At 64.9% G+C, this 16,178-nt stretch carries 9 protein-coding genes; 5 read left to right on the forward strand and 4 right to left on the reverse strand.

Annotated elements, in window-relative coordinates:
• Window positions 1-148 precede the first annotated feature (148 nt).
• Both AB4Y32_RS06875 and AB4Y32_RS06880 read right to left on the reverse strand, forming a co-directional pair.
• The gene (locus AB4Y32_RS06875) at window positions 149-1,303 is read right to left on the reverse strand and encodes an epoxide hydrolase family protein (protein ID WP_368721067.1); all 1,155 of its coding nucleotides are present in this window, start codon (window positions 1,301-1,303) and stop codon (window positions 149-151) included.
• 45 nt (window positions 1,304-1,348) lie between these two features.
• Complete coding sequence (locus AB4Y32_RS06880; RefSeq protein WP_368720612.1) at window positions 1,349-1,657, reverse strand: superinfection immunity protein; 309 nt, start codon at window positions 1,655-1,657, stop codon at window positions 1,349-1,351.
• Window positions 1,658-1,861: 204 nt separating this feature from the next.
• On the opposite strand from AB4Y32_RS06880, the gene AB4Y32_RS06885 reads away from it, so the two are divergent.
• The 3 genes from AB4Y32_RS06885 (at window position 1,862) to AB4Y32_RS06895 (ending at window position 6,193) form a co-directional block, all read left to right on the forward strand.
• Window positions 1,862-3,322, forward strand: a complete 1,461-nt coding sequence (locus AB4Y32_RS06885) for a M20 family metallopeptidase (RefSeq protein WP_368720613.1) — start codon at window positions 1,862-1,864, stop codon at window positions 3,320-3,322.
• A 150-nt stretch (window positions 3,323-3,472) separates the two neighbouring features.
• Complete coding sequence (locus AB4Y32_RS06890; protein WP_368720614.1) at window positions 3,473-4,588, forward strand: malate/lactate/ureidoglycolate dehydrogenase; 1,116 nt, start codon at window positions 3,473-3,475, stop codon at window positions 4,586-4,588.
• Window positions 4,589-5,314: 726 nt separating this feature from the next.
• Window positions 5,315-6,193, forward strand: a complete 879-nt coding sequence (locus tag AB4Y32_RS06895; RefSeq protein ID WP_368720615.1) for a crotonase/enoyl-CoA hydratase family protein — start codon at window positions 5,315-5,317, stop codon at window positions 6,191-6,193.
• A 177-nt stretch (window positions 6,194-6,370) separates the two neighbouring features.
• Here the strand turns inward: AB4Y32_RS06895 and pdeR are convergent, their stop codons facing one another.
• On the reverse strand, window positions 6,371-8,374 hold the full coding sequence (pdeR, locus tag AB4Y32_RS06900) for a cyclic di-GMP phosphodiesterase (RefSeq protein WP_368720616.1): 2,004 nt from the start codon (window positions 8,372-8,374) through the stop codon (window positions 6,371-6,373).
• Between the two features lie 381 nt (window positions 8,375-8,755).
• Between pdeR and treA the strand changes: the two genes are divergently transcribed.
• Window positions 8,756-10,345, forward strand: a complete 1,590-nt coding sequence (gene treA, locus AB4Y32_RS06905) for an alpha,alpha-trehalase TreA (RefSeq protein ID WP_368721068.1) — start codon at window positions 8,756-8,758, stop codon at window positions 10,343-10,345.
• Window positions 10,346-10,731: 386 nt separating this feature from the next.
• Complete coding sequence (locus tag AB4Y32_RS06910; protein ID WP_368720617.1) at window positions 10,732-11,310, forward strand: hypothetical protein; 579 nt, start codon at window positions 10,732-10,734, stop codon at window positions 11,308-11,310.
• A gap of 24 nt (window positions 11,311-11,334) precedes the next feature.
• Here the strand turns inward: AB4Y32_RS06910 and AB4Y32_RS06915 are convergent, their stop codons facing one another.
• The gene (locus AB4Y32_RS06915) at window positions 11,335-15,915 is read right to left on the reverse strand and encodes a DEAD/DEAH box helicase (RefSeq protein ID WP_368720618.1); all 4,581 of its coding nucleotides are present in this window, start codon (window positions 15,913-15,915) and stop codon (window positions 11,335-11,337) included.
• Window positions 15,916-16,178: the final 263 nt, after the last annotated feature.

Raw genomic sequence — 16,178 nt, forward strand, 5'->3', positions numbered from 1 at the left:
TGCCAGAGACAGAATCGGCGCTGCGTGTCGATACACTTCAGCGTGCGCGCGGCAGTTGCAGCGCCGTGCAGGTGATGCGCTTGCGCTAACGCACCGGGCGCCGCGCGAGCGCTGAACGTGAACCGCGCTTAATCGCAATCAACCACGGTCAGCCGCGCAGCGGCCGGAAGAAGCGCCGGATTTCCCCCGCGAGCAGCGCGGGCTGTTCCATCGCGGCGAAATGCCCGCCGCGCGGCATGTCGGCGAACTGCGTGACGTTGAACACGCGCTCGATCCACGAACGCGGCGGCTGGCTGATCTCTTTTGGAAAACGCGCAAAGCCGAGCGGCGGCGTCGCTCGCTGGCCGGGCTCGAAACGCAAGGGCCGCGCGCGCGTCTCCGCATAGAGCCGTACCGACGAGCCAATGGTCTGCGTGTGCCAGTACAGCGAGAGGTCGGTCAGCAACTGATCCTTCGAAAATGCGCGCTCGACGTCGCCATCGCAATCGCTCCACGCGCGGAATTTCTCGACGATCCATGCGGCGAGTCCCACTGGCGAATCGTTCAGTGAGAACGCGAGCGTCTGCGGTTTCGTGCCGTGCATGTGCGCATAAGCGCCTTCCGCATCGGCCCATGCGGCTTTGGCCGCAAGAAAGTCCTGTTCTTCGTGCGTGACGGGCGGATCGCTTGCCGTCAGAGCCGGAGCATACGAACTCGGCAGGAAGTTGAGGTGAATGCCGTCGACGTGCTGTGCATGGTTCACGGCCAACGCCATCGATACGGCCGCGCCCAGATCGCCGCCTTGCGCGCCGAAGCGCTCGTAGCCGAGGCCGCGCATCAGCTCGGCCCACAGGTCCGCGATCGCGAACACCGACATGCCGGGCTTCGACGGACGCTCGGAAAAACCGTAGCCGGGCATCGACGGCACGACGACATCGAATGCGTCGGCTGGGTCCGCTCCCACCGATGCGGGATCGCACAGATGCGGCAGCAGCTCGATGAACTCGACGAACGATCCGGGCCAACCATGCGTGATGACGAGTGGATAGGGCTTAGGACCGATGCCGCGCCGATGCAGAAAATGCACGCCGAGTCCGCCGACGCGCGCAATGAACTGCGGCTCACGGTTGAGCCGCGCTTGCGTCGCGCGCCAGTCATATACGTTTGCCCAATAGTCGACGAGTTCGCGCAGATAGCGCGGATCGGTACCGAGTGCCCACGGCGGCGTGTCGAACGGATCGGGCCAGCGCATTTGCGTGAGGCGCGCGTTGAGCGCCGCAAGCTCTGCATCGGGAATCGCAATCTGAAACGGCGTGAGCTGCATCGGCATGACTCGCTTTTGTGCAAGGGGTTCAGGTTCAAGTGCGCGTCACTTCGTCGAACGATCGCGCGACTCGCGCATCTGCACACGCTCGCCGAGCATCTTCGTGAAGGTCCGCATGCTGATGACGCGCCGCGAGCGCACCACTTCGCCTTCCAGATTGACGGGCGGATTCGGCTGAAATGCCCAGTAGAGCGCGATCAGCCAGCCAAACACGGTCCAGCCCATGCAAGCATTGAAGAGCGCAAGGGTCAGCAGGTCATGGCGCTTTCGGCGATCGGCGACGATGGACGGCAGGAAGTACAGACCCAGCGCAACCACGGTCGCGACGCCTTGAACCACGATGTTGTAGCTCATCGAGGGCCTCCCAGGCGCGTCGTAGTTATGCGTGCATTGTCGCGCGAATGCGTGACGGGCGCACGCGGCGTGGAAAGCCCGTTGCAAGCCTGTGCCAGGCAGCCGTCTGGCGCCGCGCTGAAGCGGCGTCACGGATCGGATGAATTCGGCAATGCGGGCGCGAGGGGCTTATCATGTGCGTTTCGACTGACCCGGATTGCCATCATGATCTCCGACGAAACCCAACAGGCTCACAAGCTGAATCACGACACGCTGCGCGAATTCGTCGATCGCAAGTGGAACGATGAGATCGTGCCGGCGCTGACCGACTACATCGCCGTGCCCGCGAAGAGCCCTGCGTTCGATCCTGACTGGCAGAAGCACGGCTACATCGAGCGCGTGATCACGGAGGCCGCGAAGTGGGCCGAGCAGCAGCCCGTGCGCGGACTGAAGCTCGAAATCGTCCGCTTGCCGGGCCGCACGCCCGTGATCTTCTTCGAATCGCCAGCCACGCGTTCGGGCAGCACGGAAACGATCGTGCTATACGGCCATCTCGACAAGCAGCCTGAATTCGACGGCTGGCGCAAGGACCTCGGTCCGTGGACGCCGAAGCTCGAAGACGGCAAGCTCTACGGCCGCGGCGGCGCCGACGACGGTTACGCGGTCTACGCGAGCCTCACGGCGCTGGCGGCGCTCGACGCGCAAGGCATCGAGCGTCCGCGCTGCGTCGGCCTGATCGAAACGTGCGAAGAGTCGGGCAGCTATGACCTGCTTCCGTATGTCGACGCATTGCGCGAGCGGCTCGGCAAGGTCGGACTCGTCGTGTGCCTCGATTCGGGCGCGGGCAACTACGATCAGCTATGGCTGACCACATCGCTGCGCGGCCTCGTCTCCGGCGACCTCGAAGTGCAGGTGCTCGACGAAGGCATTCACTCGGGCAGCTACGGTGGCATCGCACCGTCGAGCTTCCGCGTCATGCGCCAACTGTTCGAGCGGCTCGAAGACGCAGCGGACGGCACGCTGCTGCCGAAGGGCTTCCATTGCCCGATTCCGCTCGACCGTCTGAACGAAGTCGAAGCGACCGCGCAGATTCTCGGCGACGACGTGTGGAAGAAGCTGCCGTGGTCGTGCGGCCAGGACGGCGGCCCCGTGCTGCCGACGACGACCGATCCGAAAGAGGCGCTGCTCAATTCGACGTGGCGTCCGTCGCTGTCGGTGACGGGCGCGGCGGGGCTGCCTTCGCTCGCCGATGCGGGCAACGTGCTGCGTCCGCGCACGGCGTTCAAGCTGTCGCTGCGCCTGCCGCCCCTCGTCGAAGCGGACAAGGCCGTGCAGCAGCTGAAGTCGCTGCTGGAATTCGATCCGCCGTACAACGCGAAAGTCACGTTCAAGCCGGACGCGGGAGCCGCGACAGGCTGGAACGCGCCGGAACTCGCGCCGTGGCTGGCCACCGCGCTGAACGACGCATCGCGCCAGCATTACGGCGCGGACGTTGCGTTCATCGGGCAGGGCGGCACGATCCCGCTGATGAACGTGCTGAAGGCAGGCTTCCCGACCTCGCAGTTCATGGTGTGCGGCGTGCTCGGACCGAAGTCGAACGCGCACGGTCCGAACGAGTTCCTGCATGTGCCGTATGGCAAGAAGCTGACGGCGGCCGTGGCGGAGGTGATCGCCGCCGCGCCTTGAAGTTGTCCCTGAAGTCGTCCCTGAAGTTGTCCTCGTAGACGTCCTTCAAGTTGTTCTCCGAGCGTTCGCATCGCGGACGTTCGCGCGCGGGAGGGGCCGGCCGGTCTCTCCCGCTGTCCATCCGCCTCCTTTGAACGAGCCCATCATCGAATGAACGACACGCGCACTGCCCAGACGTCCGCTCCCCGCATTCCGGCCGATCAACTGCACGCCTATGTGCGCGCGATCTGGGAGCAGGCGGGCAGCGCGCCGCGCGAAGCCCAACTCGTCGCCGATCATCTCGTCGCGGCCAATCTGACGGGACACGATTCGCATGGCGTCGGCATGATTCCGCGCTATGTCGATTCGTTGCGCGATTGCGAGCTGAAGCTCAATGGTCACGCGAGCGTCGTCAAGGATGTCGGCGCCGTGCTGACGATCGACGGCGGCAAGGCCTTCGGCCAGGTCGTCGCGCATGAAGCGATGGAACTCGGCATCGAGCGCGCGAACAAGCTCGGCGTGTGCGCCGTCGCGCTGCGCAACGCGCATCACATCGGCCGCATCGGGCATTGGGCCGAGCAGTGCGCGAAGGCGGGCTTCGTGTCGTTTCACTTCGTCAACGTGGCGGGCGATCCGCTCGTCGCGCCGTTCGGCGGCGCGGACCGCCGCATCGGCACCAATCCGTTTTGCGCGGCGTTTCCGCGCGCGGGCAAGGCGCCGCTCGTGCTCGACTTCGCCACCAGCGCCGTCGCTTACGGCAAGACGCGCGTCGCGTACAACCAGGGCAAGGAGGTGCCGTCCGGTTCGCTGATCGATCACGAAGGCAAGCCGACCGTCGATCCCGCCGTGATGATGCAGGCGCCGTTCGGCGCGCTGATGCCCGTCGGCGGGCAGGCGGGCGGTCACAAGGGCTTCGGTCTCGCGGCGATGTGCGAGATTTTCGGCGGCGCGCTGTCGGGCGGCTACACGACGCACGACGACACGCTGCAACAGACCAACGCAATCATCAACTGCATGCTGTCGGTGATCGTCGATCCCAACGCATTCGATGCGCCGAACGCCGAAGCCGAGGCCGACGCGTTCGTCGAGTGGGTGAAGGCGTCGCCGCTTGCCGCGGGCGTCGAGCGCATCTACGCGCCGGGCGAACCGGAGCGCGCGACGCGTGCCGAGCGCGAGGCCAACGGGATTCCCGTCGATCCCGAGACGTGGCGGCAGATCCGCGATGCGGCGCTGGCGGCAGGTTTGACCCAGGAACAGGCCGATGGCTGGTCGGTGCGTCTGCGATAACGCGAGAACAACCCACGTTCGTGATTGCGCAACCTTCGCGTGACGACGACATACGGTCGGCGCAAAAACGGCGCGCATGACGTTGCGTCGGCATCGAAATCGGCGCATCGACATCGGCGCATCAGCATCGGCATCGGCATCGGCATCGGCATCGAAATGGGCGCATCGACATCAGCATGCATCGACATCGGCGCATCAGCCCGGCATCGGCATCGAAATGAGCGCATCGAAATAGGCGCATCGACATCGACATCGGCATCGAAATCGGCGCATCAGCATCGGCATGCGTGCGTCACGCGCCTGATTCACAGGCAATGCGCGGGCGCTCGCCGCGCCGCGTGAAAACGCCATTCATCGCGCATTCGAAATTCGCAATGCCGCTTTTTCGGCCGCATTGCCTCCATTTAACAAATGCGTGCGGTGCGCGCAATAAGCGCGATTACCGATAGCATCATCCGCTGGGCAAAAACGCCCGAGATTTAAAGCAAATATTCTAATGACGACTTTGCGCCCTTTTAAAGGACGCGAAAGCGCGCGCGCCTGGAGCCTTGCCTCGATTTGCAATCGTTTGCGCAAGCGGCGCTGGTCAAGAATCTCGCCCAGTGGGCATCGCGATACTTATGACGAACTGCTCCCTTCTGTTCGTTAGGCCTCCCCCAACGTATTCCGGTCTGTTTTAGGCTCGCATTGCTTCACCCAGTGTTTAACCTCAAAGGACCGTTCAAAATGAATCTGCAAAACCATCACGCCTGCCGTCCATTCCTCGAAGCGGGCAATTTGTCGCAAATCGCCGCTTATTACGAAGAAGAGCGCAATGTCATGTGGATGATACTGCGCGCGCAGCCGCGTCCATGCTTCAACCTGGAGCTTGTCCACGACATTCTCGAACTGGCGCAGGCCGCACGCGATTCGCGCTTGCCGATCGATTTCTGGGTCACAGGCTCGGCCATTCCGTCGATGTTCAACGTCGGCGGCGACCTCAATTTCTTCGCCGACGCGATCCGCTCGGGCCACCGGCAGGAACTGATGGCGTACGCGCGCGCCTGCGTCGATTGCGTGCATGCGGCGGCGCGCGGTTTCGACACGGGGGCGATCTCGATTGCGATGATCGAGGGCTCGGCGCTGGGCGGCGGCTTCGAAGCCGCGCTTGCGCATCACTTCGTGCTCGCGCAGAACGACGCGCGGATGGGCTTTCCCGAGATCGCGTTCAATCTGTTCCCCGGCATGGGCGGCTATTCGCTCGTCGCGCGCAAGGCGGGCATGCGCCTCGCGGAGGAACTGATCGGCGGCGGCGAATCGCACACGGCCGAATGGCATGCGAGCCGCGGTCTCGTCGATCAGCTCTTCGAGCCGGGCGAGGCGTACGTGGCGACGCGTACTTTCATCGATACGCTGCGCCCGAAGCTCAACGGCATCCGCGCGATGGTGCGGGCACGTCAGCGCGTATTGCAGCTTTCGCGCGCCGAGCTGATGGAGATTACGGAGGACTGGGTGCAGGCCGCGTTCACGATCGAAGAGAAAGACCTTGCGTTCATGGAGCGGCTCGTGATGCTGCAGAACCGCCGCACCGGGAATCTGCGCCAGGCGGCCGTGAACGCCGCGTGAACGCGTTGAGTCGCGCATTCAGCGCAGACGCAATCGACACGGACGCAATCGACACAGCAATCATCAAGGCAGCAAACCCGCAGTACTCAGCATGCATTCTGCGCATTCTGCGGTAGCCAGCCGCGCGAGCGGCCGACAGGCAGGGGACCCGTCGGGTCGAGCAGACTTTTCGGGGGTTCAGGCGATCAACCGGATCTTCTGCCTGTCATTCAGCCAGCGCTCGAAATCAGCAGCGGGCATCGGCTTGCCGTACAGATAGCCCTGCACGTATTCGACGCCCAGTCCCTTCATGAACAGTTCTTCCGATTCGGTCTCGATTCCTTCGGCGACCACCTTCAGTTGCAGCGCCTGCGCGACGGCCACCATCGAGCGCACGAGCGCCTGAGACTTCCTGTCCGCGTTGATCGAACTCACGAAACTGCGATCGAGCTTGATTACATCGAGCGGAATACGCCCCAGTTGCGACAGCGACGAATAGCCGGTGCCGAAATCGTCCAGATGGACCTGCGCGCCGAGATCGCGGAATTGCGTGATGAGGCCGATCGCGGCCGCTTCGTCCTCGATCAGGCAGCTTTCCGTCAGCTCGATATCGAGCAGGCACGGATCGAGTTTCGCGTTTTGCAAGGCCTCGTTGAAATGCGACACGATGGCCGTATCCACCAGTTGCCGCGCCGACACGTTGATCGCCACGCGCAGCGACAGTCCGCGCGCCTGCCATTGCGCAGCCTGTTCGGCGGCCGTCTGCATGACCCAGCGGCCGAGCGGCCCGATGAGCCCCGACTCTTCCGCATAGCGGATGAACGCGGCGGGCATGATCTGCCCGCGCTCCGGCGAATTCCAGCGCACCAGCGCCTCGACGCCGTACACCTTGCCCGTCGCGAGCGAGAGCTTGGGCTGATAGTGCAGCGTCAGCTGGCCTTCTTCGAGCCCGCGCCGCAGGTTCGTGTCGAGCCACATGTATTCGGCGACCTTGCGGTTCATCTCCGGCGAGAACACGCGATAGGTGCGCTTGCCGTCGTCCTTGGCGACGTACATCGCGGTATCGGCGGCGCGGATCAGCGCTTCGAGGCTGTCGCCGTGCTCGGGGAACATCGCGATTCCGATCGAGCAGCCCGTATAGACCTCGACGAGTCCGAGGCTGAACGGCGTGCGCAGCCGTTCGAGGATGCGTTGCGCTGTCGCTTCCATCGACCCGGCCGTCGCGACGGGCGACAGCACGATGAATTCGTCGCCGCCGAGGCGCGCGAGCATGTCGTCGGCGCCGAGGCATTCGCGCACGGCCGACGACACGTCCTGGATCAGCCGGTCGCCGAACACGTGTCCGTAGTGATCGTTGACCTTCTTGAAGTTGTCGAGATCGAGAAACAGAATGCCGACGGAGACGCCCGGCGCCGCGCTCGCGATGGCCGTGCGGGTCTTGTCGTGGATCGCGTTGCGGTTCGGCAGGCCCGTCAGCGAATCGGTGTTCGCGAGCTCGGTGAGGCGGTCCTGCGCGCGGCGCTCCTCGGTGATGTCGGTGCCGGAGCAGATCAGGAACTGCTCGTCGACGCCGCTGCCGCTCATCACGAACTTGTTGCGAAAGAGAAAGAGCCGTTCGCCGTGCACGGTGCGCACGCGGCGCTCGACTTCATACGCGACGCCGCGATTGAAAAAGCCCGAAATGTTCTGGCTCGACGCCGCGCCCGCTTCCGACGACATGAAGAGCGCCCACACGCTGCGCCCGATCACGTCTTCTTCCTTCATGCCCGTGAGTTCTTCGGCGAGACGGTTGAAGCGCTGGATGCGGCCGTTCCGGTCGACGATCACGACGACGGAATTGACTTCCGACACGACCTGTTCGGCGAACGACAGGCCGTGCACCAGGTCGCGCGCGACCGACTCCGTGTCCTCGAACGCCGATGCGGTGCCCGCCCAGGTGCTGCCGCTGAGCTTCTTGCCGACGAGATGCAGCCGCAGCGGCTCGCCGTGCAGGCGCACGTCCATCGTCAGGTGCGACGTGACGCCCGTCAGCCGGCGAATCTGCGCGGCTTGCGCGCCGGATAGCGCGATCGCGACGGTGGCCGCACGGTCGTCCGTTTCCGGCGACAGCTCGAGCGCGTTGCTGTCGCTGGACAGGCGCCAGCACGGACTGCTCGTTCCGAAGCGGGCGAAAAGCACCTGATCGTGTTGGCCGTCGTTCATGAGGGGTCCCTGGGCAAACCGTTGCCTTCAGTCAAACTCCGAATTCGAGTAAAGCAGGCGGGGGCAAAGCGTCGTATGGGCTGCGCTTCATTGTATCGAAGCGGCAGGGCTATGGCTCCGATCTATTAACGACTGTTCTCAAGCCATTCTTTAATCAAAATGCATGGAAGCTATGCGCATCTAACGAACCGATTCCGAAAACGTTGACGCTCGATTGCGCGCGCATGTGCTCGTGTGCGATGCTCGCAAAGCGATAAAAAAGCGCGACGGCAGACCAGACCGGTTGTCCACCTTTCCGAGGAGGGAGACATGAGTATGCTGTCGTGTGTGCCATGCAGGTCTGTCCCGAACGACCATTCAACCGCCATTCCATCGACGACGATGCGTCGCGCGATCGCGTTGTCGGGCTTCATGCTGTTCGCCGGTTTCGCGCGCGTGGCGAGCGCCGATACGCAGATCGGCGGGCCGCTTCCGCCGCCGCCCGACCAGTTGTATGGCGACCTTTTCGTCGCCGTGCAAACCGCGCAGATCTATCCCGACCAGAAGACTTTCGTCGACGCAACCCCGAACGCCGATCCCGCCACGATCGTGCAGTTGTATGACGCGCATAAGAACGATGCTGGCTTTTCGCTGGCGGACTTCGTCAACAAGTACTTCACGCCGCCTTCCGAGCCCGTCATCACGCCGCCCGCGAATCAGTCGCTGCGCGATCACATCAACTGGCTGTGGCCCGCGCTGACGCGCACGACGACGAGCGCGCCGCCGAACAGCTCGCTGATTCCGATGCCGAAGCCCTATGTCGTGCCGGGCGGGCGTTTTCGCGAGGGCTACTACTGGGACACGTATTTCACGATGCTGGGCTTGCAGGAGTCGGGTCATGAAGATCTCGTCGACAACATGCTCGACAACTTCGCGTACATGATCGACACGTACGGCCACATTCCGAACGGCAACCGCACATACTATCTGAGCCGCTCGCAGCCGCCGTTCTTCTCGTACATGGTCGAACTCGCGGCTAAGGTCGAGGGCGGGCGCGTCTATCAGAAGTACCTGCCGCAGATGCGCAAGGAGTACGCGTACTGGATGCAGGGCGCGTCGACGACGAAGCCCGGCGACGCGACGCGCAACGTCGTCGTGCTGCCCGATCATACGGTGCTGAACCGCTATTGGGACGAACTCGACACGCCGCGCGACGAGTCATATCTCGAAGACGTGCAGACGGCGCAGCAGGCAACGGGCCGCACGCCCAGCGACGTGTATCGCGATCTGCGCGCGACGGCGGAAAGCGGCTGGGACTTCAGCTCGCGCTGGTTCGGCGACAACGTGAACCTGACGACGGTACGCACGACGGCGATCATCCCCGTCGACCTGAACAGCCTGATGTTCCATCTGGAGACGACCATCGCACGGGGCTGCTCCGAGGCGCGCGATTTCGGCTGCGTCGTGCAGTTCATCGGCAAGGCGGCCAAACGTGCCGAGGGTATCAACCGGTACCTGTGGAACAGCAAGGGGTATTACGGCGATTACGACTGGAAGCTCGCGAAGCCGCGCGACAACCAGACGCCGGCGATGCTGTATCCGCTCTTCGCGGGCGCGGCGTGGCCGGATCGCGCACAGAAGACCGCGAATGTCGTTGCGGCCATCCTGCTCAAGCCCGGCGGCCTGACGACGTCGACCTACAACACGACCCAGCAATGGGATGCGCCGAACGGCTGGGCGCCGCTGCACTGGATCGGGATCGAAGGCCTCACGCGCTATGGACGCCGCGATCTCGCCGCGCAGATCGGAACGCGCTTTCTCGCTGACGTGAAGAACGTGTATTCGAAAGAGCAGAAGCTGGTCGAGAAGTATGTCGTCGAAGGATCGGGGACGGGCGGTGGAGGCGGTGGCGAGTATCCGTTGCAGGACGGCTTCGGCTGGACCAATGGCGTGACGCTCAAGCTGCTCGACATGTATAGCCCGGGCGAATAAGCGAGAAAACGCAAGCGCCGGCGGGCGCGGCGAGCGAGTGACGTCGCCGCGCCCATCTCTTTTCCACAAATTTTGACGTTTAGAATTCCTCTACGAATTTGCCCACAGTGGTAGGATTTTTATTAATGCAATGACGCGGCAAGAGTCTCGGGAGGCGTATGGCAAGTGGAGCAACGATCGGTGACGCGCTGATCGAACTGATCGATTTCGCCACGCTCGGAGCCGCTTGTTTTTCTCGAAGTGATGCTGCCGTTGCTGATAGCGGGCCTGTTCGTTTCATTCTTTATTTTCCGGATCATCATCGACCCCGTTGGGCTGAAGAAGTCGGAATACGACGCAGCGCGCAAGGTCATCATCCGGCATTTCCGAAGGAGTGCGTCGAAATAATGGAATACTTTAATTTGCTGCGCCTTTGCGCCACGCTGGCGGTCTGCGCCGCCGTCTACCTGCTGCTGGCGAGGCGCCTCGCCGACGCCGTGCATCCCATGCGGCTCGAACTCGCGCGTGAGGGCGAGGCGCTGCTCGCGTCGGGCACGTTGCGTGACGCCGACGCCGACTACGTCCGCTTCTGCCTCGACAATGCGTTCAACGGCAGCGTCGCGTTCCAGGGCATGTTGTTGATGCCGTTTCTGAGCGCATGGATACTCGCTGGTCTGTGCTCGCGGCGCAGGGCCTTCAGAACTATTGCGCAGCCATGCGTCGAGCGGCGCGCGCGTGGCACAAGCCCTGTCGATCCCATCACCGATCTGTTCTGCCGCTCCGCGTTTGCAGCCAATCCTATGTGCGGCGTCATTGTCGTCGCGCAGATGGGAATCGTCGCAGCGATCGGCGTGCTAATCACAGGACAGTTGAGATCCGCGAGGTCGCTGTCGCGCGCCGTCGTCGATGCCGAAAGCGCGGTGCGCGCGGCTGCGTTTCGGCGCGCGGGCCGCTTGACCCACGCCTTCACAGCCATCGCCATTTGAGTGCAGCGTGCGACCTTGCCGCGCTCAATATCGCCGTGCGAGCCGCATGCGCATCAGCTGTTTCGTCTCACCGTCGGCGTCGGGCGGGAGATTGAATTCGCCCGCAACGAGTGACGCGACGGGCACGCCATCGCGATACAACACGCGGTTGCCCGTCACGGCCGGCACCTTGTTCCCCGGCAACAGGGTGCCCACCAGGTTCAACGGATCGGTGCCCGCCACGCACACGTAGGCGCCATCGTTGGCATGCCGCCGCACTTCGCGAAGCAGCGGAATCGCTTCCGGCAGTGCGAACTGTTCGCCGGCGAGTCCGTTCACGAAACGCCCGCCACGCACCTGACCACGCGCTTCGAGCCGTTGACACACGCGCAGCAGGTCGCGCCACGGCGGCAGCCATTCGGCTTCGCGTTCAAGCAGCCGCCAGAACACGACGCCATATCGCCGCAACAGCGCCATCGCGATGTGTTCGAGCACGTCCGGCGCGAGCGGCGGCGGACGGCACGCAGGCAACGCAGCGGACGCATCGTCTGCCGCGTCTTTGGCCACTGCAGCGGGTCGCCGCAACAACGCCCAGCGTCCTGCGTCGTCCATGCCGCCGATCAGTGCGCCCGCGCCGCGCGGACGGCGGCTCGGATAATACGACGCGTTGCGCTTCGCGACCGGCTTGAGCAGCGCGCGCAGACCCGCAAAGCTGTCCGAATTGACGAGTCCCGCCGCGACCAGTTCGCCGAGCGCATTCTCCAGTTCGACGCGAAGCAGATGCACATCCGTCAGCAGTTCATCGAAGAACATCGCGCCGTGCTGGGTCAGCGCGTCGAACACGAGCTGCGCTTTCGACGACAGTTCCGGCTGCTTCGCGGGATCGATCAGCGCGCTCCACACGGGCAGTGCACGGCGCGGCAGCAACACGATGGGCGTGCTGCGCACGGGCGCGCTCGCGCCGCGCGCGCGTTCCGTGAGCCGCGTCCAGACGATCTTGCCCGAGCGGCAAAACTCGTCGAGCGATGTGATCGAATAGTCTTTCAGCCGCGCGGGCAGGATGTCTTCCTCCCACGCGCCCGCTGCCGCCTGGAATCCCTCCAGCTGATCGAGCACGGCCGCGAGCGCATCGCGCCCTTCGCCGCGCGTATCGGGCGTGACGCGCTGCCACTCGAGCAGAAAGCGCATGAAGTCGTGCCGCTCGACAGGCTCGATTTCCCGTCGCAAGCGACGAACCGTATAGCGATGAATGCGCGCGAGCAGATGCCGTTCGCACCATTCCTCGTCGGCCGCACGTGGCGTGAAACGGCCGCGCATCACGTAGCCTTCCGCTTCGAGCCGCGTCAGTGCCTGTGCGACGGCCGATGCGGGCAAAGCCAGCGCCCGCGCAATCGCCGATAACGGCAGCGGCCCAAAGCCCGTCAGCCGCGCGCGGACCACGTCGACCAGCGCGTCGTCTTCTGCCCAGGCGTCGTCGAAACCTTTGGGCGCCTGGACCTCCGGTTCGATCTCGGCGTGAGGATAGATCGCGCGCAGGCATGTCAGCCGTTCGGCGGGCAGCCATAGCGCATCGTGCCGGGCGATCTGCATGCGCGTCGCGTGGCCCGTCTTTGCCAGCCCGGACAGCCACGCGCTCCACCCTTCGTTGCGCTGCGCCTCGGCTTCCGTGATGCACGCAAGACCCGTCAGCGCTTCGTGCATTTCGTCGGTGTTGCGCGCTTGCGGCCATGCTTCTTCAACCACGCTTGCGATCGCGTCGGCATCGAGCGCGCCGAGATCGTCGGCGGATTCGGGTCCGCTCGTGTAGCGGCGATTCAGCACGGCCTGGGTGCGGCGCTCTTCGATGGGCGCATCGTCGAGAAACGCATAGGGCTTGGCCGTCAAGATCTCGGCTGCAAGCGGCGACGGCGCGGGCAGGTCGCGGCTCACGAGCGCGATCTCGCCTTGTTCGATACGCCGCAGCAACGCGAGCCACGCTTGCGTATCCATCGCGTCGTGCAGGCAATCGTCGATGGTCTGATCGACGAGCGGGTGACTCGGCAGCTCGCGCTCGCCGACGATGTTTTCGAGGCACGCGGCCTGATCGGGAAACACGGTCGCGAGCAGATCGTCGCTGCGCATGCGTTGCAGTTGCGGTGCTGTCTTGCGGCCGCCCGTGTAGCGCGGCAACGCGAGCGCCGTCGTCGCGTTCCAGCGCCAGCGCACGCCGAAGAGCGGCGCGTCGAGCAGCGCCTGGATCAGCACGTGCTCGGCCGTCGCCGACCGCAGATAGCGCCACACTTCGTCGAGCGCGAAGCTGTGCGCGCCCGTCAGCGACAGCACGATCGCGTCCTCCGTCGCAGCGGCCTGCAATTCGAAGTTGAACGTGCGGCAAAAACGCTTGCGCAGCGCGAGTCCCCACGCGCGATTCACGCGGCTGCCGAACGGCGTATGGATCACGAGTTGCGTGCCGCCCGATTCGTCGAAGAAGCGCTCCATCACGAGCGTGTCCTGCGTCGGCAGCGCGCCGAGCGTCTGACGTGCGCGCGCCAGATACTCGACGATCTGCCGCGCGGCCGGCTCGATCAGCCCGGTTCGCTCCACGAGCCACGCGATGGCGGGTTCGAGATCGAGCAAGGCAGCGGGTCGCTCGGCGACGGCCGTGGGTTCGTCGCGCGCGTCGGCTGGCGCTTCTTCGGGCGCGTGCAGCGTGGTCTTTGCATCGGCCGCAACCGCCAGTCGCCGCTCGATCTCGACACGCAGACGCGCGACGCCCGCCGACAATTCGTCGCTGCGTCCGGGCGCTTCGCCGAGCCAGAACGGAATATTCGGCGGCTGGCCTTGCGCATCCTCGACGCGCACGCGCCCGCTTTCGACGCGCATGATCCGGTACGACGCATTGCCGAGCTGAAACACGTCGCCCGCGAGACTCTCGACCGCGAAGTCCTCGTTGACCGTGCCGATATTGAGCCCTTGCGGTTCGAGGATCACCGCGTAATCGGCGTTCTCCGGAATCGTGCCGCCCGACGTGACGGCGTACAGTTTCGCGCCGCGCCGCCCGCGCAACGTGCCGTTGACGGTGTCGCGATGCACGTACGCGGCGCGCGGGCCGTGGCGGCTCGTGTAGCCCTCGGCGAGCATGCGCAGCACGGCGTCGTATTGCTCGCGTTTCAGATCGGCATACGGCGCGGCGTGCCGGAAGAGATCGAAGAGCCCGTCTTCGCTCCATTCGGCGTTCGAGACTTCCGCGACGATCTGCTGCGCGAGCACGTCGAGCGGCGCGCGCGGAATATGCAACTGATCGAGTTCGCCGCGCCGCACGCAATCGAGCAGCGCCGCGCATTCGATCAGATCGTCGCGCGAAGCCGGGAACAGCCGTCCCTTCGGCATACCGCCCACATGGTGTCCCGAGCGTCCGACGCGCTGCAAAAACGGCGCGATCGCGCGCGGCGAGCCCATCTGGCAGACGAGATCGACATCGCCGATATCGATGCCGAGTTCCAGCGACGCCGTCGCGATCAGCACGCGCAGTTCGCCGCGCTTCAGGCGCTGCTCGGCGTCGAAGCGATGCTCTTTCGCGAGCGAGCCGTGGTGCGCGGCGACGGCATTCTTGCCGAGCCGCTCGGTCAGATGGCGCGCGACGCGCTCGGCCATCCGGCGCGTGTTGACGAACACGAGCGTCGTCCGGTGTTGCGCGACGAGTTCCGCGAGCCGGTTGTAGACCAGTTCCCACGCTTCGTTCGACATCACCGCTTCGAGCGGTACGGGCGGAATTTCGAGCGCGAGATCGCGCTCGCGCACGTGGCCGACGTCGGCGATCGCGCAGTCGGCGGGCGGGCTGCTGTCAGTGGCGTTATCCGTCATGCGATCGCGGCCCGCGCGGCTGTGAGCGGCGTTATCCGTCACGCGATCGAGGTCCGCGCCGCTGTGGAAGGCGTTATCCGTCATGCTGTCGAGACTCGTGCCGCCGACGAGAAAGCGCGCGACGGCTTCGATCGGTTTTTGCGTCGCCGACAGGCCGATGCGCGGCAAGCGCCGGCCGCACAACGCGTCGAGCCGTTCGAGCGTTAGCGCGAGATGGCTGCCGCGCTTGCTGCCCGCCATTGCGTGAATTTCGTCGACGATCACCGTGCGCACCGTCGACAGCATCTTGCGGCCCGACTCCGAGCCGAGCAGCACATACAGCGATTCCGGCGTCGTGACGAGAATATGCGGCGCGCGCTTCTTCAACGCGGCGCGCTCCTGCTGCGTCGTGTCGCCCGTGCGCACGGCCGTGCGGATGTCGAGCGCGGCCAGCCCGCGCTGCGCGAGTTCGCAAGCGATCCCTTCGAGCGGCGTTTGCAGGTTGATGCGGATATCGTTCGACAGCGCCTTCAGCGGCGACACGTAGACCACCAGGGTTTCGTCGGGCAGCGTGCCGTCGTGCGCCAGCCCGTCGCGCACGAGCTCGTCGAGCGCGGCCAGAAAGGCGGTCAGCGTCTTGCCGGAGCCCGTCGGCGCGGCGACGAGCGTATGCCGGCCGCTGCGGATCAGCGGCCACGCGGCGGCTTGCGCGTCCGTGGGCGCGGCGAAGGTTTTCTCGAACCAGCCCGCGACGGCGGGATGGAAGTCGGCCAGCACGCGAGCGGCAGGGGAGGCGGAAGTCATGGCATCGGAGATGGGGGCGGCGCGGCGTATATCCAGTGGTGGCCGCGACCCGGCAACCATTAGACCGCTTCAGTCTCGCAGGTTTCGTGGCTTCGTGCTGACAGCGCGATCGCAGAGGCCGCGCGGGGGCTTCGCTGTGAGCCGACGCGTTCGTAGGCGGCTAAACGCAACTACCGGTCAGCCGCACCCGCGTCCCCCCCACAGCGACCCGCCGGCGACGATGACAACCGCCGCATCGATGCAAAGGCAAGCAAAGGCGTGCG

Origin of the sequence: Paraburkholderia phymatum (assembly GCF_040965635.1) — a bacterium.
Classification (GTDB): Bacteria; Pseudomonadota; Gammaproteobacteria; order Burkholderiales; family Burkholderiaceae; genus Paraburkholderia; species Paraburkholderia phymatum_B.